General features: G+C 55.1%; 25 protein-coding genes. 18 read left to right on the top strand and 7 right to left on the bottom strand.

What is annotated here, in order from left to right:
- Positions 1–10: 10 nt before the first annotated feature.
- The 4 genes from LZG00_19600 to tcuB all read left to right on the top strand — a co-directional run bounded on the left by LZG00_19600 (position 11) and on the right by tcuB (position 4,564).
- Positions 11–433, top strand: coding sequence for a carboxymuconolactone decarboxylase family protein (locus LZG00_19600; protein MCF3596195.1), 423 nt, complete (start codon positions 11–13; stop codon positions 431–433).
- Between the two features lie 222 nt (positions 434–655).
- Complete coding sequence (locus tag LZG00_19595; GenBank protein MCF3596194.1) at positions 656–1,555, top strand: NAD(P)-dependent oxidoreductase; 900 nt, start codon at positions 656–658, stop codon at positions 1,553–1,555.
- Positions 1,556–2,094: 539 nt separating this feature from the next.
- Positions 2,095–3,480, top strand: a complete 1,386-nt coding sequence (tcuA, locus tag LZG00_19590; protein ID MCF3596193.1) for an FAD-dependent tricarballylate dehydrogenase TcuA — start codon at positions 2,095–2,097, stop codon at positions 3,478–3,480.
- Positions 3,470–4,564 carry a tricarballylate utilization 4Fe-4S protein TcuB gene (gene tcuB / locus LZG00_19585; protein MCF3596192.1) on the top strand — a complete coding sequence of 365 codons (1,095 nt, stop codon included), beginning with the start codon at positions 3,470–3,472 and terminating at the stop codon, positions 4,562–4,564. Before tcuA ends, tcuB begins: the two co-directional genes overlap by 11 nt.
- A gap of 92 nt (positions 4,565–4,656) precedes the next feature.
- Here the strand turns inward: tcuB and LZG00_19580 are convergent, their stop codons facing one another.
- From LZG00_19580 to LZG00_19570, 3 genes are all read right to left on the bottom strand, one after another.
- Complete coding sequence (locus tag LZG00_19580) at positions 4,657–6,132, bottom strand: aldehyde dehydrogenase (GenBank protein ID MCF3596191.1); 1,476 nt, start codon at positions 6,130–6,132, stop codon at positions 4,657–4,659.
- Between the two features lie 103 nt (positions 6,133–6,235).
- A complete protein-coding gene (locus LZG00_19575; protein ID MCF3596190.1) occupies positions 6,236–7,144 on the bottom strand; it encodes an alpha/beta hydrolase in 909 nt (302 codons plus the stop codon).
- Complete coding sequence (locus LZG00_19570) at positions 7,141–7,518, bottom strand: hypothetical protein (GenBank protein ID MCF3596189.1); 378 nt, start codon at positions 7,516–7,518, stop codon at positions 7,141–7,143. The genes LZG00_19575 and LZG00_19570 overlap by 4 nt, the downstream gene beginning before the upstream one ends.
- A gap of 187 nt (positions 7,519–7,705) precedes the next feature.
- On the opposite strand from LZG00_19570, the gene LZG00_19565 reads away from it, so the two are divergent.
- A complete protein-coding gene (locus tag LZG00_19565; GenBank protein ID MCF3596188.1) occupies positions 7,706–8,665 on the top strand; it encodes an SMP-30/gluconolactonase/LRE family protein in 960 nt (319 codons plus the stop codon).
- Positions 8,662–9,543, top strand: coding sequence for an NAD(P)-dependent oxidoreductase (locus LZG00_19560; protein MCF3596187.1), 882 nt, complete (start codon positions 8,662–8,664; stop codon positions 9,541–9,543). Before LZG00_19565 ends, LZG00_19560 begins: the two co-directional genes overlap by 4 nt.
- Before the next feature lie 132 nt (positions 9,544–9,675).
- Here the strand turns inward: LZG00_19560 and LZG00_19555 are convergent, their stop codons facing one another.
- The 3 genes from LZG00_19555 to LZG00_19545 form a co-directional block, all read right to left on the bottom strand.
- A complete protein-coding gene (locus LZG00_19555; protein ID MCF3596186.1) occupies positions 9,676–10,464 on the bottom strand; it encodes an enoyl-CoA hydratase-related protein in 789 nt (262 codons plus the stop codon).
- A gap of 16 nt (positions 10,465–10,480) precedes the next feature.
- On the bottom strand, positions 10,481–11,251 hold the full coding sequence (locus tag LZG00_19550; protein MCF3596185.1) for an enoyl-CoA hydratase-related protein: 771 nt from the start codon (positions 11,249–11,251) through the stop codon (positions 10,481–10,483).
- A gap of 111 nt (positions 11,252–11,362) precedes the next feature.
- Positions 11,363–12,253 carry a cyclase family protein gene (locus LZG00_19545; GenBank protein ID MCF3596184.1) on the bottom strand — a complete coding sequence of 297 codons (891 nt, stop codon included), beginning with the start codon at positions 12,251–12,253 and terminating at the stop codon, positions 11,363–11,365.
- 257 nt (positions 12,254–12,510) lie between these two features.
- On the opposite strand from LZG00_19545, the gene LZG00_19540 reads away from it, so the two are divergent.
- The 6 genes from LZG00_19540 (at position 12,511) to LZG00_19515 (ending at position 17,956) form a co-directional block, all read left to right on the top strand.
- Positions 12,511–13,695 carry an ABC transporter substrate-binding protein gene (locus tag LZG00_19540; GenBank protein ID MCF3596183.1) on the top strand — a complete coding sequence of 395 codons (1,185 nt, stop codon included), beginning with the start codon at positions 12,511–12,513 and terminating at the stop codon, positions 13,693–13,695.
- A 79-nt stretch (positions 13,696–13,774) separates the two neighbouring features.
- On the top strand, positions 13,775–14,635 hold the full coding sequence (locus LZG00_19535; protein ID MCF3596182.1) for a branched-chain amino acid ABC transporter permease: 861 nt from the start codon (positions 13,775–13,777) through the stop codon (positions 14,633–14,635).
- The gene (locus LZG00_19530) at positions 14,632–15,570 is read left to right on the top strand and encodes a branched-chain amino acid ABC transporter permease (protein MCF3596181.1); all 939 of its coding nucleotides are present in this window, start codon (positions 14,632–14,634) and stop codon (positions 15,568–15,570) included. The genes LZG00_19535 and LZG00_19530 overlap by 4 nt, the downstream gene beginning before the upstream one ends.
- Entirely contained in the window at positions 15,560–16,348 is a 789-nt protein-coding gene (locus tag LZG00_19525) for an ABC transporter ATP-binding protein (GenBank protein MCF3596180.1), read from the top strand. Before LZG00_19530 ends, LZG00_19525 begins: the two co-directional genes overlap by 11 nt.
- Entirely contained in the window at positions 16,329–17,057 is a 729-nt protein-coding gene (locus LZG00_19520) for an ABC transporter ATP-binding protein (GenBank protein MCF3596179.1), read from the top strand. Before LZG00_19525 ends, LZG00_19520 begins: the two co-directional genes overlap by 20 nt.
- A gap of 68 nt (positions 17,058–17,125) precedes the next feature.
- Complete coding sequence (locus tag LZG00_19515; GenBank protein MCF3596178.1) at positions 17,126–17,956, top strand: IclR family transcriptional regulator; 831 nt, start codon at positions 17,126–17,128, stop codon at positions 17,954–17,956.
- 29 nt (positions 17,957–17,985) lie between these two features.
- Here LZG00_19515 and LZG00_19510 read toward each other — a convergent pair whose 3' ends face one another.
- Positions 17,986–18,777, bottom strand: a complete 792-nt coding sequence (locus LZG00_19510) for an IclR family transcriptional regulator (GenBank protein ID MCF3596177.1) — start codon at positions 18,775–18,777, stop codon at positions 17,986–17,988.
- On the opposite strand from LZG00_19510, the gene LZG00_19505 reads away from it, so the two are divergent.
- The 6 genes from LZG00_19505 to LZG00_19480 all read left to right on the top strand — a co-directional run bounded on the left by LZG00_19505 (position 18,746) and on the right by LZG00_19480 (position 26,524).
- Positions 18,746–20,113 (top strand): acyl-CoA dehydrogenase family protein, encoded by a 1,368-nt coding sequence (locus tag LZG00_19505; protein MCF3596176.1) that lies wholly within the window; start codon positions 18,746–18,748, stop codon positions 20,111–20,113. The two genes, LZG00_19510 and LZG00_19505, sit on opposite strands and share 32 nt — an antisense overlap.
- 51 nt (positions 20,114–20,164) lie before the next feature.
- Entirely contained in the window at positions 20,165–22,045 is a 1,881-nt protein-coding gene (locus LZG00_19500; GenBank protein ID MCF3596175.1) for an NADH:flavin oxidoreductase, read from the top strand.
- Between the two features lie 178 nt (positions 22,046–22,223).
- Positions 22,224–23,021: an SDR family oxidoreductase gene (locus LZG00_19495; protein ID MCF3596174.1), complete on the top strand. Its 798-nt coding sequence runs from the start codon at positions 22,224–22,226 to the stop codon at positions 23,019–23,021.
- Positions 23,018–23,761, top strand: a complete 744-nt coding sequence (locus LZG00_19490; protein MCF3596173.1) for an SDR family oxidoreductase — start codon at positions 23,018–23,020, stop codon at positions 23,759–23,761. Before LZG00_19495 ends, LZG00_19490 begins: the two co-directional genes overlap by 4 nt.
- Positions 23,762–23,823: 62 nt before the next feature.
- Positions 23,824–25,362, top strand: a complete 1,539-nt coding sequence (locus tag LZG00_19485) for an acyl--CoA ligase (GenBank protein MCF3596172.1) — start codon at positions 23,824–23,826, stop codon at positions 25,360–25,362.
- A gap of 1 nt (position 25,363) precedes the next feature.
- On the top strand, positions 25,364–26,524 hold the full coding sequence (locus LZG00_19480; protein MCF3596171.1) for an acyl-CoA dehydrogenase family protein: 1,161 nt from the start codon (positions 25,364–25,366) through the stop codon (positions 26,522–26,524).
- Positions 26,525–26,546 lie beyond the last annotated feature (22 nt).

Here is a 26,546-nt window from a genome sequence, read left to right as displayed (position 1 = left end):
GGAAATAAAAATGCACGATCTGTATAAAGGAAAGTACAACAAGAAGGGCGAAGAAACGCGCCGGGTCATCGTTGGAGATGAGTATGTTGATACATACAAAGACAATATTGATCGGTTTGATGCAGAATGGCAGCTAAGCCTGAATAACCAGCTCTGGTCAACAACATGGACAAGAGGAATTCTGCCGCATCATGAATTGAGCCTGATAAATATGGCCATGCTTGCCAGCTCGGGGCATATGGAGGAATTTGAGCTGCATCTGCGAATTGCGCTGACAAGAACGAACATACCTCTTGAGAAAATACGAGAGTTGCTCCTGCATATCGGCCACTACTTTGGCGTTCCGGTGGGAAGAGAACTCTTCAATATTGCTAAGCGCGTGTTTAGGGAGCTTGATATTGATGTTAGCAATATGGAATTAAACGATGTCTAGATGCCGATTGATATGAGATTTTCTGTATTTGTGTGATTTAATGAACTCTAATGGTATTAACTAATTCCAGAAGATTTCACTAGATCAGCATAACGCAGAGTTCAGCTATGTTCGGCATTCCATATGGCTCTTGGCTATCGTTAAAGCTCTCGAACACTTTGGACCTACCTGAATCATAATGTAGCTATATACATAGCAATCCAGAACAGGCGAAAATTGGATATGGTTGAATACAAATGCTCCGAGTTTAGCAACATTGGGTTTATTGGGTTGGGCGCAATGGGTGGTGGTATCTGCGCCAATATTATCAAGAAATTCAAAGGAGATGTCTTTGTATTTGATAAAGATGAGGAAGCTCTCGATTTAGCCATAAAGGTCGGCGGGAAGCGCGCTGAGAGCATAGCCGACTTCTCAGCTTTGGACGTAGTGTTCTTATCTTTGCCAAAGCAGGAAATTGTTGAGGAGGTCTTCACATCGCAGAACGGTTTTGGAAGAAATAGTGTTAAAAGTCAGATTGTTGTTGACTTGGGAACAGGCACACCAGACCTCGCGAAACATCTGATTTCATTTTCAAAAGATCGGGATCTACACTTTGTCGATGCACCCGTGGCAAGGGGGACCAAAGCGGCGAGTGAAGGTACATTGCTTACCATGGTTGGCGCGGATCCTGAGACATTTGAAAAAATTCAACCGCTGTTAAATTTTCTCGCGAGCAAAATTATTTATTGCGGCCCTACCGGATCTGGATATTCCGTCAAATTGATCAACAATATGATCATGTTTTCAAACGTATTGGCACTAGCAGAAGGTGTTTCGTTAGGTGATGCGCTCGGCTTGGACAGGGAAATACTATTACGTTGCCTTTCCGAAGGGTCCGGAAATAGCTACTCAGTTCATAAGCATGGGGTATTATCCATGCTTAGAGATGATTTCCCCAAGGGGCAATTTTCTGTTTCTTCCGCAATGAAGGATATTGGCTATGCTCTGCAAGCGGGCGAAGAAAGAGATGTGACATTGTCGACCGCGGAGCTCACCATGCAAGTCATGGCTTTGGCTCAAGACCAAGGGCTTGGTGACGCGTATTTTCCCGCCATTTTCAAGACGGTTTCAGGACGGCGCTAGCGCTCATGCCTCTTACCCAAAAAATGAATGTTACAGCAAAAAGGCTCGTGCTGAACCATCGATACCAGACCCACTTTTTGCACCTCACCGAGCACGGTAATTCTCACCACAAAGCCCAAACTTGGCGTGCCTCCCACTGCCCGAGCGTCAACTAACATGATCTTCTTACCACCAGAAATGAAACGATTGAATGTGCCTAAGAGGCTTGCCTTGAACTTCACATCTCTGGGCGTTGTGTTTGGCGAAGCTCGGTTAAAGGTCCGCCGTCTTCGGGCTATTCCATTGTTTTTGGAGCTTTTAGTCAAAACCACGCTTGAAAACCAAAGGAATGATGTGACAGATAGTCACAATTTCACGAGAGCGACAGAGACAGAGCGCAAATGGGGCTGGGCCTGGTGCAGCATGGCAAGATTTGTGGTGCCCATCCGGCATAAACCAGGGGCAACAGGGATCCTGGCGGTATCTGTTCTTGCGGAGCTTAGAATCCGTCTCGCTGGAAAATGTGCCATGCAAAACGGGGGAAGGGCTGCGTGACAAGTATCGAGCAAACGGAATGGGACGTTATCATCGTCGGAGGAGGCAATGCCGCGCTTTGTGCTGCGATCGAAGCGGCCGAGGCAAACGCACGGGTGCTCGTATTAGAGAGCGCTCCGAAACCCTATCGTGGTGGTAATTCCCGACACACACGCAATTTTCGTTGTATGCATCGCGGGCCGTTGTCCGTGCTGACCGACAGCTATGCAGAAGACGAGTATTTCAACGATCTTCTGCGGGTGACGAATGGCAAAACCGAGAAAGATATGGCGCGACAGACCATCCGGGAGTCAGAAGCCTGTCTGCCTTGGATGGAGCGTCACGGGGTCCGTTTTCAGCCGTCTTTGTCTGGTACGCTATCGCTGAGCCGAACCAATGCTTTTTTCCTTGGCGGTGGCAAAGCGTTGGTGAATGCCTATTACAATGTGCTGGAGGATTTGGGCGTTACCGTGCTTTATGAGGCCGAAGTGACCCATATCCAAGTGACCGAGCAACGGTTCGAGGCGGTCGATGTTGCAGTGGCTGGCACCGTGTTGAAGGTGCGCGGGCGTGCGGCTGTTCTGGCTTCTGGTGGCTTTCAATCTGATATTGACTGGCTCGCCCGGGCCTGGGGACCAGCAGCGAGAAATTTTCTGATCCGTGGCACGCGCTTCAACAGGGGTGTCGTGCTGAACGACATGCTTGAACAAGGCGCGGAAAGTGTCGGCGACCCCACACAGTGCCATGCCGTCGCCATCGACGGGCGCGCGCCGAAATTTGACGGCGGCATTGTAACACGGTTGGATTGCGTGCCGTTTTCGGTCGTGGTGAATCGTGACGCGGAACGTTTCTATGACGAAGGTGAGGATGTGTGGCCCAAGCGTTATGCAATCTGGGGGCGTCTGGTCGCGGCACAGCCTGATCAGGTGGCCTTTTCAATTATTGATTCACGCTCTGCCGAGTTGTTCATGCCATCAGTCTTCCCGCCAGAAAGAGCAAATACAATTGCGGAACTGGCGCAGAAAATGGGCCTGCCACCCGAAAAACTGACCCACACAATTGATACGTTCAATGCTGCCTGCAGCGAGGGGCATTTTACGCCGCAGGATCTGGATGGGCTGTCGACGCAAGGGCTGGAACCCCCCAAGACCAACTGGGCGCGACCCATAGTTGAGCCGCCGTTTTTTGGCTATGTCTTGCGCCCCGGCGTGACGTTTACCTATCTGGGTTTGAAGGTTGATCCGACAGCACGAGTCAGCGGCCCTGACGGCCCATATGAAAACATCTGGGCTGCGGGTGAGATCATGGCGGGCTCAATTCTGGGCCAAGGCTATCTCGCTGGGTTCGGCATGACTATCGGAACCGTTTTTGGACGAATTGCCGGACAGGAGGCTGCCGCATATGTCGCTTGATACCCCCGCCCCATCGACACCCGCCATCACTGAGGCACGTCGTCAGGCCGAAATCTGCAACGCCTGTCGGTATTGCGAAGGCTTTTGTGCCGTATTTCCGGCGATGTTTGATAAACGACTTTTCGCCAACGGCGACATCACACAGCTCGCCAATCTGTGCCACAACTGCCGGGGTTGTTACTATTCATGCCAATATACCAGCCCACATGAATTCGAGTTGAACCTACCAAAGGCGCTGGCCGAGGTGCAGGTGGAAAGCTGGGATCGTTTTGCCTGGCCGCGTGGAATATCGGCAGCGGTGCAGAGCAATGGCTTGGCGATAGCAGCAGTATTGGTGTTGGGCATCGCGGCGTTGTTTTTCGCTCAATCCACACTATCACCTGATGGCGGTGAAGGGTTCTATGCGGTCTTGGCGCATTCTGTCATGACGGCGATCTTCATGCCGGCTTTTCTTTTTCCGCTGGCCGTTCTGGCGATCGGTCTGAGGCGTTATTGGCACGAAACCGATGGGCGCCCGGTGAAATTTCGACATCTGCGTGAAGCTGCGATGAACGCCGCAAAAATGCGTAATCTTTCGGGCGGACAAGAGCAGGGCTGTAATTATGAGAAGGGCGACCGATATTCACAGGCGCGCCGATATGCGCATCAGGCGACCATGTGGGGCTTTCTTCTGTGTTTTGCAGCGACCGTTTCGGGGACAGTGATGCACTACGGGTTTGCGCTTCATGCACCTTACAGCCTCATCAGTTTGCCCAAGATACTAGGAGTGCCCGGTGGCGTCCTGCTCACGCTGGGGACGGTAAAACTTGCCTGGCTCAAGACACGCGCTGACTCGAATTTGGGCGCGGGCACAACACGTGGCGGCGAAATGGCGTTTGTTTTCTTGCTAGGTTTGACCGGTGCATCGGGACTGGCGCTCTACGCGTCCACGGGTACGACATTGGTGCCGAGCCTCATGGGCCTGCATCTCGGCGCCGTGCTGGCACTGTTCCTGCTGACGCCCTACTCTAAAATGGCGCATGGGTTTTACCGTCTTGCCGCGCTGGTCCGAGACGCGCAGCGACGGTCGGCAAAAACAGACTGAGCACGCAGCGCAGTGTTCTATGATGTGTCGCGGTCAGAATTTTGGTGCCGACGGGATGCTCGGATAGGCACCCTTTCAATTCTGACCATGCGTTAGTTCGCCCAGTAGAGGCTTTTTGTCTGTTGATAGGCTCGCATGCCCTGCTGGCCCTTTTCGCGCCCGAACCCCGAAAGTTTGAACCCGCCAAATGGGGCGGCAATAGAGAGTTGTTTATAGGTGTTGATCCACACGGTCCCGGCTTCAAGCTGTCGTGCAACACGCCACGCGCGGCGATAGTCTGCTGTCCAAAGCCCTGCAGCAAGCCCGTAAACACTGTCATTGGCGGCTTCGATTAGGTTTTCTTCGCCTTCGAAGGTCATGAAGCAAAGAACCGGACCGAAGATTTCCTCTTGCGCGATTTCGGCGGTGTTGTCGATATTGCCGATGATCGTGGGCAGGTAATAGGCGCCCTTCTCAAATTCCGTGCCCTCGGGGCGGGCCCCACCGAGCAAGATTTCGCCACCAGCATCCAATCCGCGCTGCACAAAACCTTCTACCCGTTCACGATGTGAGAACGAGGCGAGCGGCCCCAATACGGTGTTGGGATCACTGGGCGGACCAAGACGCATAGCGCGCGCTTCTTTGATCAGCAATGTGCGAAACTCGTCAGCGACGGACTTATCAACAAAAAGCCGGGATCCTGCCACGCAGGATTGACCGGTACCGCCGAAGATGCCGGATGCGACAGATTTTGCGGCCTGTGCAAGGTCAGCATCGGCAAAGACGACATGCGGAGATTTCCCACCGAGTTCAAGGATCAACGGCAAAAGCCGCTTCGTGGCCCCGCGCGCGATATGCTGGCCTGTCGACGTTCCACCTGTGAAGCTGATAAGGCCAATTTCGGGGTCTTCAACCAAAGCAACGGCGGTTTCAACACCGCCCGCCACGACGCTCAGCAGACCTTCGGGCAGGCCAGCTTCGATAACGCACTGGCCGAGAGCAAGGGTAACGAAGGACGTTGTTTCGGCGGCTTTCAAAACAACGGCATTGCCAGCAGCAAGTGCAGGGGCGAGCTTTTGTGCCCCCATGGTTAGAGGAGAGTTCCACGGAGTCAGCGCGGCGACCACGCCCACTGGTTCATGCACCGTCATTGAGAAGTAGTCACCGCGAGCGGGCGGCATCGCGTCTTCGCTGCATTCACAGACAGCGGCGTAATAGCGGAAAATCCCCGCCGCAGCCATGGCCTGCCCCCGGCTTTCCGACCGGGTCTTGCCATTTTCCTGCATTTGCAACTCAGCCAGAAAATCCGCCTGCCGCTCGATTACGTCAGCTGCACGTCCGAGAATTCGTGCCCGAACATGGGGCGGTTCGCTCCCCCAGTCTGTCTTACGCAGAGCTTGCGCGGCTATTGAAACGGCTTCGCGAACTTGCGCAGGCGAGGAACTCGCCACCTGCCCTATCAAACTTCCGTCTGCCGGATTTATGACGTCGAGTGCCGGCCCGTCGCCCGGCGTGGGCTTGCCGCCAATCAACAAGTCTTCGGTCTTGTCCGGACTTGGCATCGTGGGTGGGTTTGTAAAGAGCGTCATGGATTACTTTCTTTTTTGCATGGCTGACCGAGCCAAAATCCGTGTAGCGGCGTCCAAGCCGCAGTTTTGGACGAATACGGCAACCTGTCCTGTATGGTGGCCCTCAAGACTTAGCGCGGCTTGACGGCTGGCTCTGGACGGGCACGGCGCCGGGTTCCGTTAAATTCTGGGCAGCAATACTATCCAACACCGGGTGCAGGTAACGCGCAAACTGCGCATAATTCTCGCTCATCGGGAAATGGCCGAGTTGCTCCATGACGACGGCCTCGCAGCCCGGAATCGCATTGGCGGTGGCCAGCATATCCTCGGGGCGGCAGGAGAAATCGTATTCACCCCCCATCAACCAGAGCGGGCAGCGGTTGGTGTCGATCCGGCCAAGCGTTTCACGCAGATCGCCATCAACACGATAGAACCACAAGTCACCTTTGAAAATACCCGGCCCACCCTGCATGTAATGCCAAAGTGTTTCATGCCGTTCCTGCGCAGGCCCACCCGGAGCCACCAGCCCCGAGATCAGCGCAGCACACACTTCACCGCCATGCACATCCGGACGATGCAGCCAGTCGGTATCATACCAAGGTGCCTGCCACGCGGCCCCTTGCGCGCCGATAAGCGCACGGAACCTTTCAGGGTGATCGGCCGCCAATTGCAAAACGATACGCCCGCCGATGGAACACCCCAAGACAGCAGGCCTATCGAGCGCAAGCGCGTCGCAAACGGCAAGGATCTGCCCCACATAATCGGTAGTGCTCAGTTTGTATTCACGGTCTTGCCAGCCTTCGGGCGGACTGGATTTCCCATGCCAGGGCATGTCGAAGGCAATAACTCGGAACCGACTCGTCACCTCTGGGTCAAGCATCAGGCCGCGGTATTGTCGTCCGTCCGCCCCTGCGGTGTGAAGACAAAGCAGCGGAATTCCTTGTCCCGCTTCTTCAAAATAAAGCCGATGCGGTGTTCCGCCTATATCAAGCCGTAAGTAACGCCCGGTTATGGGATCGAATTGCGGTGTCATCGTTCGGCCCTCGGCAATGCAAGAATATCTTTCACCAATTGCAGATGACGCATGAGCGGCGCGAAATTGCCCTCGATACGCATGCGCCCGTGGCGTGTCATTCCAAGAATGTCGGCTGCATCGGGTCGGGGAAGAGCCGCCCAATGATCTGCCCAGGCCTCAGGGGTGGCGCGCAATGCAACATCCCAACTGTCCATCGGGCCATCCGCGCCTTCCAGGAATAGCGCCCCTGGTTCCAGTCGCAGACGCCTTCGCGTGTCCCCTGCTTCGAGGAGCAGGACGAGCTGCGCTCGGGCTGAGCGACGTCGCAGCGTTTCAGAGCCTGCAAAAAGCCCGGGCAGACGCGCAAAGGTTTCAACAATTTCTTCCGGCATAGCCCCTCCCACTGGTTCACTTGTCGGAACGCATTTTCAATTTTATAAGGTTCAAACTACGCGCGACGCAACATGGATTTTGCTCCTGGTCGGCATCTAGCCGTCAATGACCGCCAGGGATTGGAGTAGCCACACGTTGCGCAGCACAGAATTCAGGAATTATTTCACGGATGAGGAGGAGCCAGCTTTGAACACACAGACCCATGTTTCCCGTCTTTCCTTTGAGGACGTTTCGCATCACGGCACGAAACTACAACGTCCAGAATCGGTCCACGTATGTCCCGATGGAGCGCTGATTGTCTCGCACCGCGGCCGGGGCATTAGCCGGATTGCGCCGGATGGAACGGTATCGACACTCGGTCCCGACCCGGCATTGGCTGGCGGGCACGAATTGATTCCCAACGGTATCGCCCCGCAGGCCGACGGCAGCACGCTGATCGCCAATATTGGCGAGGGTGGCGGCATCTGGCGCCTGTCGCCTGAAGGGGTGCTGACCCCGCATTTGGAAGAGGTAGAGGGAGTGGCTCTCTCGGCCGCGAATTTTGTGATGACCGATGAAAAGGGGCGCAACTGGATCACCGTCAGCACCACGCGCCTGCCCCGCTTCGCAGCCTATAGCGACAAAGTCGCAGATGGTCTGATCGTGTTGCAGGACGAGGCGGGTGCGCGCATCCTTGCCGATGACATCTGTTTTTCCAACGAATGCCGCCTGACGCCGGACGGCACCGGTTTAGTGATCAGCGAAACCTTCTCTCGTAGCATCACGCGGTTTGATCTCGGGCCTGATGGATTGAGCAACCGTCGCACCCTCGTACAACTCGGGCGCGGCGACTTCCCCGATGGAATCCGCCATGACAGCAAAGGCAATCTGTGGATCACCTGTATCGTGTCGAATCGACTGTGGCGATTTTCGCCTGACGGTGAATTGACTTTGATCCTTGAGGATCTTGACGTCGCCCTTGTCGACCGTGTCGAGACGGCGCTGGCCGAAGGGCGCATGGGGCGCGAGCATTTCTACGATTGCGGCGAGAGCCGTCTTGGCAACATCGCCAGCATCGCGTTTTCTGAGGATGAACGCCGGGCCTATCTTGGATCGCTTTGTGGCACATCTATTCTCTCAATTTCGCTTGAAGGAGACTTGGCATGACTGAACAAGCGGTCGGTTTTGCAGGCCTTGGCGTGATGGGAGAGCCAATCTGCCGCAACATCCTGACGAAGTCCGGAGCGCAGATGCATGTCTTTGATCTGAACCCGGAACCAATGGCGCGTCTGGCAGAACTGGGGGCGAACACCGCTGCCAGCGTCGGTGATCTGGCCGAAACAATGGACATTCTGTTTTTGTCGCTGCCCGGTGGACCACAGGTTGAGGCGGTCATCCGTGGACCCGGTGGGGTGCTGGAGCGGGGGCGTCCGGGTTTGTTGCTTGTCGATACATCGACTGCGCCAGTGGGGCTAACACGTGAATTGGCCAAAGAACTTGCCGCGCGTGATATCAGCTATGCCGATGCTCCGGTGGCGCGCACGCGCCAAGCAGCGCAAGAGGGAACTTTGTCGATCATGGTCGGTAGCAGCGACGATGTGTTCGAACGTCTGCGCCCCTTGCTGGCTCACGCTGCCAGCGAGATTACCCATTGCGGTCCCGTCGGGAGCGGTCAAGTGGTTAAGATCCTCAACAACATGGTACTTTTCGAAACGGTGGTGGCGCTCTCGGAGGCGTTAACCCTTGGTGAGGTGGCAGGGGTCGATCCGACCCTGTTGTTTGATACCCTATCCAAGGGGTCGGCGGATAGCTTTGCATTGCGCAACCATGGAATGAAAGCGATGCTACCAGGGAATTTCCCAACCGGCGCGTTTCCCACGAATTATGCGCTAAAGGATGTCAGCTACGCGCTCGAACTTGCCGAATTGACAGGTTTCAGCGCGCCCGGTGCGGAACTTGCCCGGTCACGAATGGAGAAGGCACGTGCCGCGGGATTTGGCGACAATTACTTTCCCGCGCTGGTGCAGGTTAGGGACAAGAAATGATCAGCATGTGGGCCATTGGGCGAACCGGTTGGTTTCATTGCCCAAGACGCTGACACCTGTTTCTAAGGCGCCCTGTATAAAGATCTAACGCCGCACGCCCATCCCCCGTGATTTGGGGTTGGGCGCAACACTTTAGAGGCCATGAAACAGGGGATCTCGCTTTTCCAGAAACGCCGTAACTGCTTCGTGGTGATCGGCGCTGTGGTGAAGGATCGCTTGCCTACTGGCGGCATCGTCAAGTGACTCGTCCAGCGTGGTTTGCAACGCATTGCGCAACAGTTGCTTGGCTCCCTGCACGGCCAAAGGCGCAGCGCTAGCAATCCGTTCTGCAAGGCGTTGCGCTTCGGGCAAAAGCTCGTCTGGAGTGGTCAGACGCGAAACCAACCCCCAGTCATAGGCGGTCTGTGCATCGACCGGATCGCCCGTCAGAGCCATCTCAGCGGCGCGCGCAAGACCGGCCACGCGCGGCAAAAACCAACTCCCCCCATCACCGGAAATCAACCCGAGGCGGACAAAACTTTGAGACAACACCATCTTTTCGGAGCCGATACGGATATCGCACATCATCGCGAGATCACAACCAGCCCCGTAGGCCGGTCCATTTATCGCAGCGATTATGGGGATATCCAGTGCAACCACAGCGCGGCACATCCGATGAATACCCGCCTTATATCCTGCGCGAATCTCGGCTGGGCTACCACTAAAGAGCCCCTCTTTGTCCCGCATCGCCCGGATGTCGCCACCTGCAGAGAAGATCCGGCCCGCTCCGGTCACGATAATGACGCGAAGTTCAGAATCATCACCGATTTCTTCCATGATCTCCGTCAGATTAGCGATCAGCGCAGTGTCTGAAAGCTTGTTATATGTTGTGCCATCGTCCAGCGTCACAAGGCCGATGTGGGGCGTCAGTTTCTTAAACATTCGGTGTTCCTATCTCTCAGCGTCCTATCCAACGTGGCTTGCGCCCTTCTCTAAATGCGCGAGGGCCTTCTTGCGCATCTTCGCTGGAGTAGACCGGCTCATAGATCCGTTTGGCCTCGGCAAGTCCGGCTTCCAAGCCCAGCGACATCGTGGCGTGTATGCTGGCCTTGGCCGCAAGAACGGAAAGCGGCGCATTGTCCCGAATACGTTGCGCCAATTTCATGGCTCGGTCGCGCACAGCATCTGGAGTTTGTTCGACAAAGTTGACAAAACCCAGCGCATGCAGGCGTTCGACCTCAATCATCTCGCCACAAAGGGTCAGCTCCTTAAGCACAGCTTCGGGAAGTTTCCATACCAGCGGCATCGCCCACGGCGAACCGCGTCCGATCTTGCTTTCCGTGATGCCGCCTTTTGTGCCTGACATACCTACCCTCAAGTCGCAGTTCAGTGACAGCATCATACCGCCCGCCGCAAAATGGCCCGTCATTGCGGCAATCAAAGGTTTGCGTAGCTTCAACATGTTGCTGTGATGCGGGTCGCGAATAAGAGTGAGCACGTCAACACCTTCACGTTCCTGGATTTCTGCCGCTTCCTTCAAATCCATACCCGCACAAAACGTGCCACAGTCGGCTGACGTCAGAATGGTGACGCGAATCCGTTCGTCTTTCTCGATTTCTTCCCATAGGTCGGTCAGGGCATTGGACATAGCAACCGACAAAGCGTTTCGACGTTCGGGCCGGTCAATGGTGACGGTCAGGATACCTTCTTGGAGATCAGTATTAAGCATGTGATATTTGCCTTCTGGTCGCGAATGTGAGGGAAAAGCTGGGGTGACACCCCAAAAAAGTTTAGGTTTGAGAATAATCTATGTTAGCCCGACGAGACGATCGATATGGGGTCATAACAATGCGATCGGACGAGCAGGCGTGCCGGTGGCTCCCTTGATTCGGATGGCCAGCATCACGAAACAAATCTCGTTGTATCCGGAGGCGGCGAGCGCCTCCAAATCGAGATTTTCAATAAGGTAAACGCCGCACTCGACAAGCGTATGCTGATGGACCGGCATCGAGATTTTCGGGTCGGTACCCGGCATCACTTCGACCGCCATGTTATCCGCTCCGATCGCAATTACGCCGGCCTCTGTCAGATACCGGGCAGCGTCAAGATCCAGGCCAGGTTCGGATTTGACGTATTTGACTGGATCCGAGCGATAAAACTGGCCCCAGCCAGTACGAATCAAGGCAACATCACCGGCACCCAGACGCGTGCCCGCCGCGGTTTCGGCGGCTTGCAGCAATTGGCGGGTTACCACCTGCCCGCCCGCCAGAGACTCTGCGTTCTCAGCTTTGGCCACATCCAGTAAAACCGCGCGCGCAATTATTACAGGAATCATCTCGGCACCCAGATCATAAAGGCCGAGATCACCAATCACCTTATCTGCCGATCGCCCACCATACATGTGCTGCCCGGCAGTAAAATGTCCGAGCGAATCGACATGGGTGCCAGCATGAAATGTCATCGATGCGTGTTCGAGATTAACGCCGGGCGCATTGGTTATACCTTTCCGAGCCAGCGCTCGAATTACGCCCTGCGCTGTTGTCCAGAGGTTCATCAGAAACGGCGGTTGAACACCTGAATAATGCGGCGCGTGAGGTCGAAGAACCTGGCCTAATTCCATGATTGCGCCGCTCCTGACCAGCTTCAGCGCGGCAAGCCGATCTTCATCTGTGGCCAATGCCGCCCGGCCTATAAACCCGTTAGCCTCGCAATTCTCAGGTTCGTGCGTCATCAGGATTCAGATTCCTTTTCATGCGAATTTATTGCGAAAGACCGCATTGCCAAAAAATACCGCACGAGGCGGAGGAACTTGAAATGTCTCAAGCTCACTGGGCCCGGCAAAAAATTTGTCCTCGCACACCATCTTTTAGCAAAGTTTGGGTTGATAATACCAGAATTTTGTTCATTCTGCGGAACATCGTTTCGATTTCGCTCGTCACCGAAGATTGGCCGGGCTATCGAAGACTAATGGTATCCAAGGGAGGATAGATGATGAAACGCAACAGTTTTGGGCGTCTCGCCACAATTATCGGCGGTGTCGCGGCACTTCTCGGCACGGCTATGACGCCGGCGATTGCCCAGGAAACGTTAACTATTGGGACGATTAGTGCGCTGAACGGTCCGGGCTCGGAATGGGGCCGTGGCGTTGATGCGGGGGCACGAATCGCGGTCGCTGAAATCAACGCCAATGGTGGTCTGGTTGTTGGTGACAAGACCTACATGATCGAAGTACGGTCCTATGACGACGGCTACAAGCCAGCAGAAGGTGTGGCCGCGGCTACGCGCCTGATCGAGCAAGATGGTGTAAAGTTCATACTTGGCCCGCTGGGATCGGCTTCTGCACTTGCCGTGAAGCCAATCTTTGAGGATGAGGGCGTTCTCGCACTGATGAACAGCTATTCGCCTCAAACGTTGGCCAACAACCCGCAATATGTCTATCGGGTGTTGCCGACGACCACCGAGTATATCGACCAGATTGTTCACTGGGTTAAAGAAAACAATCCTGACAAGTCCAAGGTCGCGGTCATCTCGCCCAACGATCAGACCGGCTGGGACAGCCAGAAGATGCAGGTTAAAGCCTACGGTGAGGCGGGTTTTGAAATTGTCGGAAACGAATTGTTTGAACGCTCTTCGGTTGATTTCCAGTCGATCATCACGCGTCTGATGGCGACCTCGCCTGACATCATCGAGCTTGACACAACTCCACCCAGCACAGCTGGCTTGATCATCCGTCAGGCGCGCGAGCTTGGCTTTGAGGGGCTGTTCGTCAAGATTGGCGGCCCGGGTGTTCCGGCCATCGTCGAAGCGGCGGGCAAGGAATTCGCAGAAGGCACGATCGTCTATGCGGCAGCTGACACCACTTCCGACAAATACAAGTGGATGGAAGAAGAATACGCGAAAATCTACAACCCACCCATGAATGCTTTCAACGTATTCTTCTATGACGCGGCCCATCTCCTGTTCGCTTCCATGCAGAAGGCCGGAACCGTCACTGATGTAGACGCTGTTCGCGATACACTTGTCACCATGACTCCCTATGAAGGCGCGCAAGGCGCGTTGGTATGGGGCGGTATGGAAACCTATGGCAATAACAACCAGTTGATCGGACCGACGTTCATCGGAATGATCTCCGATGGTGAAGAAAAGATCATCGGTCGCGTCGACGTTAACTGATACCGGAAATTGCGGTGCGTACCGGGCCCTTCGGGGTCCGGTGCCACACTACGCGATTTGCCCCCTACGGAATTTTCTAATGCTTCAGCTTCTGATTCAAATTGGTGTGAACGGTCTCATGATGGGGCTGGTATACATCATGATGGCGTTGGGCTTTACCCTGATCTTCGGGATCATGCGCATCGTAAACTTCGCACATGGCGAGTTTTACATGCTTGGGGCAATAGCCGTCATGCTTCTTTTTTCCACGCTTGGAATCAACTACTTCCTCGCGGTGATCATCGCGGCAATCATAGTTGCCGTGATCGGTATGGTGATCGAGCGCTTACTATTACGCCAATTCGTTGGACGTGAACTGAACGGCATGATCATGACTCTCGCCATTGCCATCACCCTCCAGGCCGGTGCCACCATTCTTTTTGGACCGCAGGAAATGTCCATTCCGCGTCCTGTAAGTGGTGTTACGAACATCGCCGGTATCCTCATACCGAACGACCGGATGCTGGTTGGCTTCATTGCCATTGCAATCCTCGTTCTGTTCTATTTCTTTTTGCGCTTTGCGCGCGCTGGGCTTGCCATGCGTGCCGTGGCTCAGGATTGGGAGGCCGCCGCATTGCAGGGCATCCGGCCGCAGCGGATCTATCTACTCTCGTTCGGGATTGGCTGTGCACTGGCTGGACTCGCAGGCGCGTTGATGGCCCCCATCTATACGGTTAGCCCCTTCATCGGCGAAGTGCCGATGCTGAAAGCCTTTATCGTCGTCATCCTGGGCGGCCTTGGTAGCTTGCCGGGTGCCGTTGTCGGGGGCTTGCTGCTCGGAGTGGTCGAGGCAGGCGTTGCGACATTCATCAACACAACAGTGGCTACAATGATCTCATTTGCGCTTGTCGTTGTGATATTGTTGTTCCGTCCCGCTGGTCTATTGGGGCAATCACGATGAAAACTACAAAAGTTCTATTCGGGCTCGCGCTCGCCGTGGTTCTGATTGCATGGCCTTTCGTTGTCGGGAACCGTTTCCTGACCCATATCGGGACGATGGTTTGCATGTATGCGTTGTTGGCGCTCAGCATGAACCTGATGTTGCGGATCGGGCAATTGTCGCTGGCGCATGGCGCACTGATGGGCATCGGGGCCTACACCTCTGCGCTTGCGATGATGTCGCTCGGATTTCCATTTGTAATCAGCTTTCTTCTCTCTGGGGTAGTCGGCGGGCTGGTGTCTCTGATCATCGGCCCCATTCTGCTTCGCATTCGCGGCGTCTATTTCGTTTTGCTGACTTTTGCATTCGGCGAGATCGTTCTGCTGACCTTTATCGAATGGGTAGATGTTTTTGGCGGTGTGAACGGCATCTTCGGAGTGCCGCGCGCGCAAATCTTCGGCTATGTGATCCGTGATAAGTCGGTCTACTATCTTATCGCCTTGGCGATGGCGGCGGGCGGTTTCTTTCTGCTGCGCGCACTCTATCGCAGTGAATTCGGCGCAATCATGGAAACTCTTGACGAAGATGAAGAGCTAGCACGTTCCCTGGGCGTAAATGCCATGGCGTATCGGTTGGCTGTGTTTGTTATCAGCGGGGCGATGGCCGGTTTCGCAGGCGGCTTTTTTGCCAGCTATTATACCTTCGTATCACCAGAGGCATTCGATTTCTGGACGGCGGTCAATCTGATTGTGATCAACGTGCTGGGTGGAATTGCATCGCCTGTCGGCGTGATATTGGGGGCCGCTATCCTTGTGCCACTACCTGAACTGTTCCGGGATGCGGTTCAGTATCAGGTTCTGTTCTATGGTTTGGTGCTAATCTTTTTTCTCAAGTTCATGCCGGACGGCCTCTATGGATTGATCGGAAAATTGTGGGGGAAACGAGATGACAGATGAACCAATCATGCTGGAACTCACCGGAGTGACAAAGCAGTTCGGGGGGCTGACGGCGATTGATGACGTTAGCTTCGCGACCCGTAGTGGTGAGATTTTTGGGATTATCGGGCCTAACGGTGCAGGCAAGAGCACACTCTTCAACCTCATTACCGGAACCTATCCGGCGACCAAGGGACAGATCACTTACAACGGAGAAGACATCACGAAGTTTGGTCCTGAAGGCGTCGCCGCAAAGGGGATCATCCGCACGTTCCAATCAGCCACCGTGTTTCGCAACAAGAGCGTTCGCGAGAATATCCGGCTCGGGTATTTGTTCGGTCAATTGGCTGTCCCAAGACGTTTTGCAGACCGTAAGCTTCTGCGCAACTCGCGGAAACTGGCCGAAACGATTACCGAGGATGTCATGGACTTCTGTGGGATCACCGAAGACCGTGATCGGACCGCGGGAGAGCTTGCGTATGGGGTGCAGAAGACGCTCGGCGTGGCCATGGCGATTGCCGCCAGTCCAACGCAGCTGCTGATGGACGAACCAGCAGCGGGGCTTAACCCGGTTGAGACGCGCGCGATGGGAGAACTTATTCGTCGCATCCGTGCCGAACGCGGCATTGACGTGGTCCTGGTCGAACATGATGTCGGCATGGTCACGCGTATATGTGACCGCATCCTTGTTTTGGATCGCGGCCGAGTGCTTGCCATCGATGTGCCTGAAGTTATCCAAAGGCATCCCGATGTCATTGAGGCTTATCTAGGAGCTGACATTGACCTTCATCAAGTTTGAAAACCTGTCCGTCCGTTACGGTCCTATCACGGCCGTGGACAATCTGAACATCGAGGCCGAGAAAGGCTCAGTTGTATGTATTCTGGGAGCGAATGGCGCCGGCAAATCAACGTCGTTGCGTGCCTTCTCCGGTCTGATAAAGCCCTCGTCCGGCCGTATCCTTCTCGAGGGAAACGACGTGACAGGCCTGTCATCCGACCAGATGGTCGAGCGCGGAGTCAGCATGTCGCCCGAAGGAAGGCGGCTTTTTCCGGATATGACGGTGGGCGACAACCTGCGTCTGGGAGCCTATCTCAATGGCAGTCGGCATTCCTGGAAATCCGACATGGAACGGGTATTCTCCTATTTTCCGCGCCTGCGCGAACGGATCAGCCAACGCGCCGGCAGTATGTCGGGCGGAGAACAGCAAATGTGTGCGATTGGGCGCGCCTTGATGAGCAACCCGAAGGTATTACTCCTCGACGAACCGTCGCTTGGCCTTGCACCGATCATGATCGCAGAAGTGGCCCGCATTGTACGGACCGTCAACGCCGAAGGGATTAGCGTTGTGATTGTTGAGCAGAATGCGCGTCTTGCGTTGCAACTGTCGGACTACGGCTATCTGTTGGAAACGGGGCGCCTCGTACTCGAAGGTCCGGCCAAGGAGCTTCAACATGACGATCACGTCAAAACCGCCTATCTTGGGGGAACACTGGCTGCGGACTCCTGATTCATCTTGTGTTCAAGTAAGTTATGGGTCTTGGGTATGATAGTGTACAAATGTGAATAGATTTGCCGATGAAAGAACATCCCCCAAACGACTCTCCACGAGATTCGGGAGACAAGGTTAAGGCATCGCCAGATCGTGCATTTGTAATCGCCTTGGCAAAGGGGCTGCGCATTCTCGAAGCCTTCACGCCCGAGGCCGTCTGGCTGGGAAATGCCGAAATCGCGGATATTACTGGAATTCCAAAACCAACCGTATCGCGCTTCAGTAAGGCTTTGGTCGCTTCGGGGCATCTACATTATTCGCCGGCCCGACGCCAATACAGGCTTGGCACAGGCGTCCTGACGTTGGGGTTTGCTGGGCGGGCAGGTAACAGCGTTACCGACGTTGTACGCGGCTATCTTCAACGGCTTGCGGATGACTTCAACCTGCACGCGGCGCTGGTCGGGCGTGACAAGACCAACGTCATCCATCTTGAGGTCTGTCACAGTTCCAACACGCTGATGACGCTGCAACTCGAAATCGGGTCGCGTATTCCCCTTGCCGGGACGGCCAGCGGCCACGCATTGTTGTCACGCATTCCGGAACAGGAGCGCAAGTTTCTGTTTGGCTACCTGGCGCGTCGCCATGAAAAGCAGTGGGCGGAATTGGAGACGCGCGTCTTGAGCGGCATAAAAGAAGTTGAAACGGTCGGCTTCGCCTCCTCAACTCACGGCTGGCAAAGCGATATCAACGGCGTCGCCGTGCCGATCGTTGCAGAGGGGGAATCTCCGGTTCTGGCAATTTCCTGCGGCGGGCCAAGTCGGCACCTTACGCGGGAAAAGATGGCGATTATCGGTAAACGTCTCGTTGCCGATGCCGCAAAGATCATGGATGCCCTCGCCAAAAAGACGGCTGATTGAAGCTAATTTTTGGTCTGTCTTGCAAATTTCTATTCGTTCCAGAAATTGTATCTCAAGTCCGACATTGTGTTGGTAATTTCACGCGAGGCTTCCTTCAGGGCCGGGCCAATTTCCTGGCGGAAAACCGAAGCGCTAAGCCCGTGACGGGAAGCCCCGCAATTTATTGCAAGTACAGTCTCGCCATTGTCGATGACAAGGGGCACAGCAGCAGCATAGATATCTCGACGCCAGTCTCCCAGAGAGGTGCAGACCCCTGTTTCCTCGAGTTCCACGGCTGATTTTTCAAATCGTTCGTTTACAATCGCCATGTCGGCTCCGCTTTCTTCGATGCATTTCCGGTGAAAGGCTCGTTGCTCAGAATCAACCGCCCAGAGAAACGTTCTGCCCATGGCAGTTTCATGCATCGGAATCAGTGCGCCAGTACGCATCCGCAATGTGACGGTATTCTTGCCTCGGCAATAGGCCAGATAGACCATATCTGAACGGTTGCCGACCCCCAGGGCAGTAGACATGTTGAACCGGTCGGCGATGTCTTGCAGCACCGGAACCGCAACACGACAAACCGGCATGCTGGACAGGAAGGATGTACCGAGATCAAAGACTCGGTCAGCAAGGTGATAGCGGCCCTGGAAATGCGTTTGCCCCAGATAACCGAGCGTCACCAAAGTATGCGCCAGTCGCGCCACGGTGGCCTTGGGTAGCCCGGTTATTCGGGTCAGGTCATTGATTCCAAGCGCCTTTTCTTCGCACCTAAAGGCGCGCAGCAGATCCATCCCCCTGTCTAGTGAGATGATCGAGTTTTGTTTCTCTGCTGTCTGCATGTCCGCTCCGTTCCGCGAAAACCTGTCAGGGACAATAGTAGCGCCAAATAAGTTGTTCAAACAAGCACAAGCCCTGATCCACCAAGCTTGCACTATCACGGCAAAAAGATACATCAATTTCACCTTGCAGAACATCATTTTAGTTTTTATGGATTGGTCATCATGGCGATACAGGGGAGGATGGCAAATGGGTGAGTTTCGAGATTTCGGCCTCGATATGGAGCACGAACAATTTCGCGCACAGTTCAGACGCTTCGTACAGGACCGTCTTGTCCCTCTCGCAGAGGCCGCAGAGGCAGAACATCGCTTTCCACGAGAAATCTACGGCATGTTGGGCGAGCAGGGTTATCTTGCTGTCAACCTGCCCGAACCACTGGGCGGTGGTGGGGATTTGCTGATAGGGTGCATTTTCTATGAGGAACTGACGCGCGCATCAGCCGGTATCTCGGCCGGCGTGTTTGCCCATCAACACCTGGCTCTGACCCCTCTGATGCGGTTTGGAACCGAGGAACAGAAGGCGCTCTATCTTGAGCCTGGCCTGACCGGCGACATGATCGGGGCCTTTGGCCTGACCGAACCTGATGCAGGCAGCGACATTCGCGGCATTCGCACCACCGCTCGTCGCGATGGTGACGACTACCTGCTAAACGGGTCGAAGCTTTACATCACCAACGGAACGATTGCCGATTTCATTCTGGTTGCTGCGCGCACTGGCGAAGATCGTGCGCAAGACTCCCTTACACTGTTTCTTGTTCCAACCGATGATCCGGGCATAACGCGGACTCTGCTCGATAAAGTGGGGAATCATTCATCCTCGACCGCGCTGATTTCGTTTGACGACGTGCGCGTACCCGCTTCTGCCATTTTGGGTGCGCACGGCGAGGGAATACGACAACTCAAGGATACGCTGGTTGAGGGGCGAATTCTGGTTGCTAACCGTGGCCTTGGTATTGGCGAAGAAGCATGTGAACTCATTGAGCAATACGCCAAGGAAAGAAAGGCTTTTGGTCAACCCATCGCCAAGTTTCAGGGCGTTGCCTTCAAGGTCGCCGAGATGAAAGTGCGCGCGGATTCTGCGCGTTTGATGATTTACCGCGCGGCTCGCCTATTCATGAGTGGGACAAAATGCGACCGAGAGGCTTCCATGGGTAAGTTTCTGGCAAGCGAATTGGCGGTAAACGCCTCCACCACCGGGATGTTGTTGCACGGTGGTGCCGGTTACATGGAAGGCATGAAAATCGCACGGCTTTTCCGCGATGCACCCGAAGCCTGGATTGGTGAAGGCACCAATGAAATTCAATTGCACGTCATCGCCAAGACGATGGGGCTGCTTTGACATTCAGAATGGCGAAACCCTATTCTTCATGCTGCGATCCGGAACTTTTCAATGACACAAAACGAATGCAACCCGCATTTTCCTAAACTCTTCTCGCCCATGCGGATTGGCAAACTGGAGGTCAAAAACCGGTTCGTGGTTCCCGCGGTTACGACAAATTTTGCTGAACCCAATGGAGACGTCGGTGACCGTCTCATCAATTATCTTGCCGCTCGTGCACAAGGCGGATTTGGTCTGATCGTAACGGAAAACCTTGGCGTTCACGAATCCGGAAGGGTAATGCCTCGCATGGGCATGGCCGATACGGATGAACGCATTCCACATTTGGCGCGTCTAGCCCAAGCGGTGAAAAGCCACGGTGCGGTTCTCCTGGGACAGATCAGTCACGCTGGCCGTCAGACGCGCAGCAAAATCACGGGCCAACCGCTGCTCGCGCCGTCGCCACTCCCCTGCCCGTTAAATCGGGAAATGCCGCTGGAATTGACGGTGTCGCAGATTGAAATGCTGGTGGATGCTTTTGCCGCCGCCGCGTTCAGGTTGAAGCAAGCAGGGTTTGACGGGGTCGAGATTCACGGCGCTCATGGCTACTTGGTGGCGGCGTTCCTGTCGAACTATGCCAACAAGCGAAGCGATGACTTCGGGGGCAGTCTGGAAAACCGGATGCGGTTTCTGTTGAACATTATTGCTCAGATCCGCGAACGATGCGGGTCCGATTTTCCCATATGCGTCCGTCTCAGCGTGGAAGAATTTGTGACCGATGGGTTGACCTCTAACGAGACCTGCAAGATTGCCCGCGCCCTGGAAGCTGCGGGGGTGCATGCCATTTCAGCGTCGGTCGGAACCTATGAATCCTTCAACCGGCTATCGATGATAACCGGTGAAAAGGAAGGGCGTTGGCTCCCGCTTGCACGTCTGGTCAAACAATCGGTGTCGATCCCCGTTATGGGAGTCGGGCGTCTTAAACGCCCTCATATCGCAGAAGAAGCGCTGGTTCGTGGCGATATGGATCTTGCCGCGTTCGGGCGGGCCTCCATCGCCGATCCGGCTCTCCCCCAAAAAGCCCGCACCCATCAGGAAGACACAACGATTTTCTGTATCGGTTGCAACATCTGTCTAGGTCGATCTTCGCGCCCGCAAACCATTTGCCCGCTAAATCCGGCCGTTGGCGACGAGGCGCGCTGGCGTTTCAGGCCGGCCGAGAAATCGAAGAAACTTCGAATTGAGGGAAGTTCTCTGGCCAGCTTGACTGCGGCATGGGTCGCGGCCGAGCGCGGCCATAGCGTAGAGCTTGCCGTTAACGGCACCGGCTTGGGCGGGATGCAAGGATGGCGTGCCAGGGTGCCGGGAATGGAAGAATACGACGAGGCAATAGAAGCCGCGTGGCTTCGTGCCAAACTTGCCGGTGTGCAGATCGTCGAACCAGACACCGCACCTGTTGGTCTGGTATGGCGTGAAATTGGGCAGCTTCCCATCACCTCGGCCATCCTCGAATCCCGGCCAAATGCTCTTCCGACAAGTGACATCCTTGTTCAGAACACACTTCCCCAAGGAAATGAATTCTGTGAGGTTTTTGGCAGCGATGTTGCAACCACAGAAGCCGCCATTCGCCTTGCAACGGCTGGACGCAGGGTACGCATTGTCACAGCGATGCGCGATATCGCGCATGACGCCCATCCTGGTTATCGCGAAGTATCGCGCAATCGGCTTGCTGCACTCGGAGTAGAGGTTTTGACCGGTTGCGAAGACTGGCGCGACAAGCTTGCAGCTGTGGCGCCGGGGGTTGCGGTCATTGCTGGCGAAGTCGAACCGGGAGAACCACTACCAAAAGCAACGGCAGGCGATGGCGACACCATTGAGATCGTTGATGCCTACGAGGCCGGCGCCATGACTTCTGGTATCTATGCAGCTGCTGATCAGGCGCTGCATTTGTAAGGCTGTTTTGTGGCTGCGGTATTAATATTCGAAAGCTGGATCTGTATCTAATTTCAATGTGCGGAACACTATTTTATTTTTATTGACAGTCGTTCGCCATGATGCATATCAAGGCACTATGTGAGGAAAGAATAAGGTGACGGCGCATGCGTGCGTTACGAACCAGACAGGAGGAAGAATGAAAGGTTTTGATTCATTCAAGGGAAAGGTTGCCGTGGTCACCGGAGCCGGCACAGGCTTGGGTCGGGCTTTCGCGCTTCGACTGGCCGAACTGGGCGCTACCGTCGGTTTGGTAGGGCGTCGAGCTGAACTTCTGGAAGAGACGGCAGAACTGATCAGCGGCCTTGATGGAAACTCCGTGGTCATGCCACTTGATATCCGGGATTACGATGCGGTTGAAAAAGCGTTCGATGACCTTGTGGCGCAAACCGGTCGGATCGACATATTGATCAATAACGCCGCAGGAAATTTCATCGCCCGCGCAGAAGATATCACTGCCAACGGTTGGAGCGCTGTGGTCGGTATCGTTCTGAATGGCTCGTTTTTTTGCGCCCGCGCTGCATCACGCCACATGCTGCCACAACGGTCAGGCAAGATCCTGAACGTCACGGCCAGCTATGCGTGGGTTGGCGGCCCCGGAACGGTCCATTCCGCTTCGGCCAAAGCCGGATTGATCGCCATGGCCAAGACGCTGGCCGTTGAATGGGGTGGACGAAATGTTCAGGTCAATTGCCTGTGTCCCGGCTTTGTCGATACCGAACAATCGCGTGATAAGCTTTGGCCCGGAGACGAAGCACGTCAGCACCTTATGGATCGAATTCCCGCGGGCCGCTTTGGCACGTTGGAAGAAACCGTCGAAGCGGGGATGTATTTGTGCTCGGACGCAGCGAACTACATGAGCGGCGAGGTTCTGACGATCGACGGAGCCGAGTGGCTTAACAAGGGCGCACTTCTTCTGCCGGAAGCCAAGCTATGACCGCGCCCGTTGCTCTTGTCACCGGTGCGAGCCGAAACATTGGTCGTGCCATTGCCCTGACCTTGTCCGAGGCGGGTTACAAGGTTGCTTGTCTCGCTCGCGACAAAGAAGCCTTGGCTGAAACTATTGCGCTGATCGAAGCAGAAGGCGGCACCGCCTCGGCACATTTTGGAGATGTGTCCGACGATGCCGCGCTTGAGCAGTTCGTCAGTGATGCCGCGGAGCTGCATGGGCGCATCGATGTGGTGGTTAACAATGCTGGTGTCATGCGCGAGGCGCGTGCGGAAGACACAGATGCTGCTTCGTTTCGGTCGGTGATGGATGTTAATCTGGTCTCCCATTTCCTGCTTGCGCGTGCGGCCTTCCCGTATCTGAGGCAAAGCAAGGGATGCGTCATCAACATTGGTTCAATGTTTGGCGCTTTGGGTGTCGCATCCGCTGCTTCTTATTGCGCCTCAAAGGCGGCGGTTGAGGGGTTGACCCGTGCCCTGGCTGCGGAATGGGCGCCATCAGAAGTTCGGGTCGTCTGCGTGGCTCCGGGTTATGTGCGTAGTGATATCTCGGCACGCGTGCTTGATGATCCGAAATTATCGCAACATATTTTGAAACGCATCCCGCAACGTCGGGTGGGAGAGCCCTCTGAGGTGGCCGATCTCGTCGCTTTCCTGGCCTCACCCAAGGCGCGTTTTATTACCGGCGAAACCTATGTTGTCGACGGCGGACAACGCATGAGCGTTTGAGATTGAACCGATAAGTCGCACATTTGACAAAGTTTGGCGACGTTCGGTGGGAGGAAATGGAAATGACTATGCCCCAAAACAGGATAGACCGCATCTTTCAAGCCGCAGCCAGCGACAGCAGCGACGCGCCGTTCTTGCTGTTCGAGGACGGAACTTCGGCCAGTTACAGCGATGTGTTTGACCGGGCTTCGCGCCTGGCGTCGGTAATATCCAAAGCGGGCATTGAACCGGGTGAGCGCGTACTCAGCTTGGTCGAAAACAGCCGTGAGGCAATCGAGTTTTTTGTCGGTTGCGCCGTCGCTGGGGTTATCGGTGTTGCCGTCAACTACCACAGTACCGCGCTTGAAATTGTCGCATTGATGGACGACTGCACACCTTCCGGTATTGTCACCCAAGGTATGTTTCTTGAGAGGTTGGCGGAAGTTCCCGGCATCGCCAAACTCAAGTTGCGTCTATTGTCCGAGGCCGAAGCACCCAACTGGCAGAATTATCAGCAGGCTGTTTCAGACGCCGAGCCCCTACCCGTTGATCAGGCTCTTGGAGAGCACGAGCCGGCAATCATGATTTACAGCTCTGGCACAACCGGGCGGCCAAAGGGCATTTTGCTATCCCACCACGGTATTGTGCACAATGCCAAGGCAATCATCGAAGCTCTTGGTTATCAGCCCGGAGACCGGTCTCTGACGCTCTTGCCGCTTTTCTCAAGTTTCGGATTTGCCTTTGACTTCTTGCATATGGCGATGACACGAAACAGCACGGTCATTCTCAGAAAATTTGCAGAAGATGCGGCGCTGAATTGCATTGAACGCTTCGGTGTCACCTTTCTTGCCGGAGTGCCAACAATGTTTGCGCGGCTCTTCACCGATGAGGCAATTGCCGGGCGCGACATTTCCAGCTTGCGACTGATTGATGTGGGCGGCGGGCCGGTCTCGGTACGTCTCAAGAAGATGCTGACGCAGGATTTCGGAATCAGCGTGGTAGAAAGCTATGGGCTGACCGAAATCTCACCAGTGGCCAGCGTTCAGAGAACTGCCGACAATTTTGATTCTGCATCCTGTGGTCTTCCGTTGCCAGGGTTTGAGGTACGCGCGGTCGGTCCGGATGGGCAGGACACGCCGACAAATGAGCCGGGTGAGCTCTATTTCCGTTCTGACACTTTCATGTTGGGCTATTGGAACCAGCCGGAATTGACAGCGAAAACAATCGTAGATGGATGGCTGCACACCGGCGACGTCGGAATCGTCGATGAAAAGGGCGAAATCCAAATTCTCGACCGGACCAAGGACATGATCGTTTCCAACGGGTTCAACGTGTTTCCCAAAGAAATCGAAAACGTCATCCATGAAATAGAAGGCGTCAGGGAATGTGCTGTTGTTGGCGTTCCAGATGACATTCGCGGTGAAGTAATCAACGCCTTCATCGTGCCCAAACCGGACGTATCCCCCGACCCCGAAGCCATAATCGCTTACTGCCGCGAGAAGCTGTCGCGCTACAAGGTGCCACGCGCCATCCATGTGATCGACGAAATGCCACTAACGGCATCGGGCAAAATCAGGCGGCACATCCTGCGCAGCCCCGAACAGCAAATCGCAGAGGATTAAGATGAATACCCAGCGCTATTTTTTGACCGAAGACCAAATCGTGTTTCATGAAACCGTGAAGCGCTTTTGCGATGAACGTATTGCACCGCAAGCCGCCGAGATTGACCGGACTGCCGAGTTCCCCAGAGAGTTGTTTGCGGAAATGGCCGAACTGGGATTTCTTGGTGCGCCCTATGATCCGGATTATGGCGGGGCCGGTTGTGACGCCGTGATGGTCTGCTTGCTACTGGAGGAGGTATCACGAGCGAGTGGTGCAGTGGGCAGCTCACTAAATGCTCATATCAGCCTGGCGTCTTCGGTCATCGCCGATCACGGGAGCGAAGCCCAAAAGCGCAAATATCTCACCGCTCTGACAAGCGGCACAAGCATCGGCGCTTTCGGTCTGACTGAACCGTCAGGCGGCTCGAACGCTGCCGGATGCAAGAGCACCGCACGACGAGACGGCGACGAATTCGTCTTAAATGGCACCAAGGCATTCATTACCAATAGCACTGTCGCCGACATTTTCGTCGTTACAGCAAGAACTGCCGAAGGCACCGGATCAAAAGGCGTGTCAGCGTTCATTCTGGAGAAGGGAATGCCCGGCTTTTCCGTCGGTCCGCAGGACAAAAAGATGGGGATGAACGGCTCCCCCACGGCGATGTTGTTCTTTGACGATGTGCGCGTTCCGGCACACAACATGATTGGCTCCGAAGGCGAAGGCTTTCGCCAATTCGCGCAAACTCTTGACCGAGGTCGCGTCAACGTTGCCTCGCTTTCCGTCGGCTTGGCGCAGGCGGCATTCGACGAAGCGGTCGCCTATGCGCAGGAACGCGAACAGTTTGGTCAAAAAATCGCAAGCTTTCAGGGCATCCAATGGCCGATCGCAGAAATGGCGGCCGACATTGAGGCTTCTCGGCAATTGACGCTGAACGCAGCGCGTATGTACGACGCTGGCCTTCCGATCAAGACGGAAGGCGCGATGGCCAAATACCTCGCTGCCGAAGCTTCACTCAAAGCCGCGAATGCGTCCGTCGAGATCCATGGCGGATACGGCTACATGCGCGACTTCCCGATCGAGCGCATTCTGCGCGATGCCAAGATGTATCAGATCGGCGAAGGCACCAGCCAGATCCAGCGCCTGGTCATTGCCCGGGAAATTCTTGGCCGCCACGCGCTCTGACCCTGACATTTTAGGATAATAA

The sequence above is a fragment of the Rhodobacteraceae bacterium LMO-JJ12 genome (genome assembly GCA_021555075.1).
Classification (GTDB): domain Bacteria; phylum Pseudomonadota; class Alphaproteobacteria; order Rhodobacterales; family Rhodobacteraceae; genus JAKGBX01.
The sequence above is the reverse complement of the archived record's forward strand: the minus strand, read 5'-3'. Positions and strand labels throughout refer to the sequence as shown.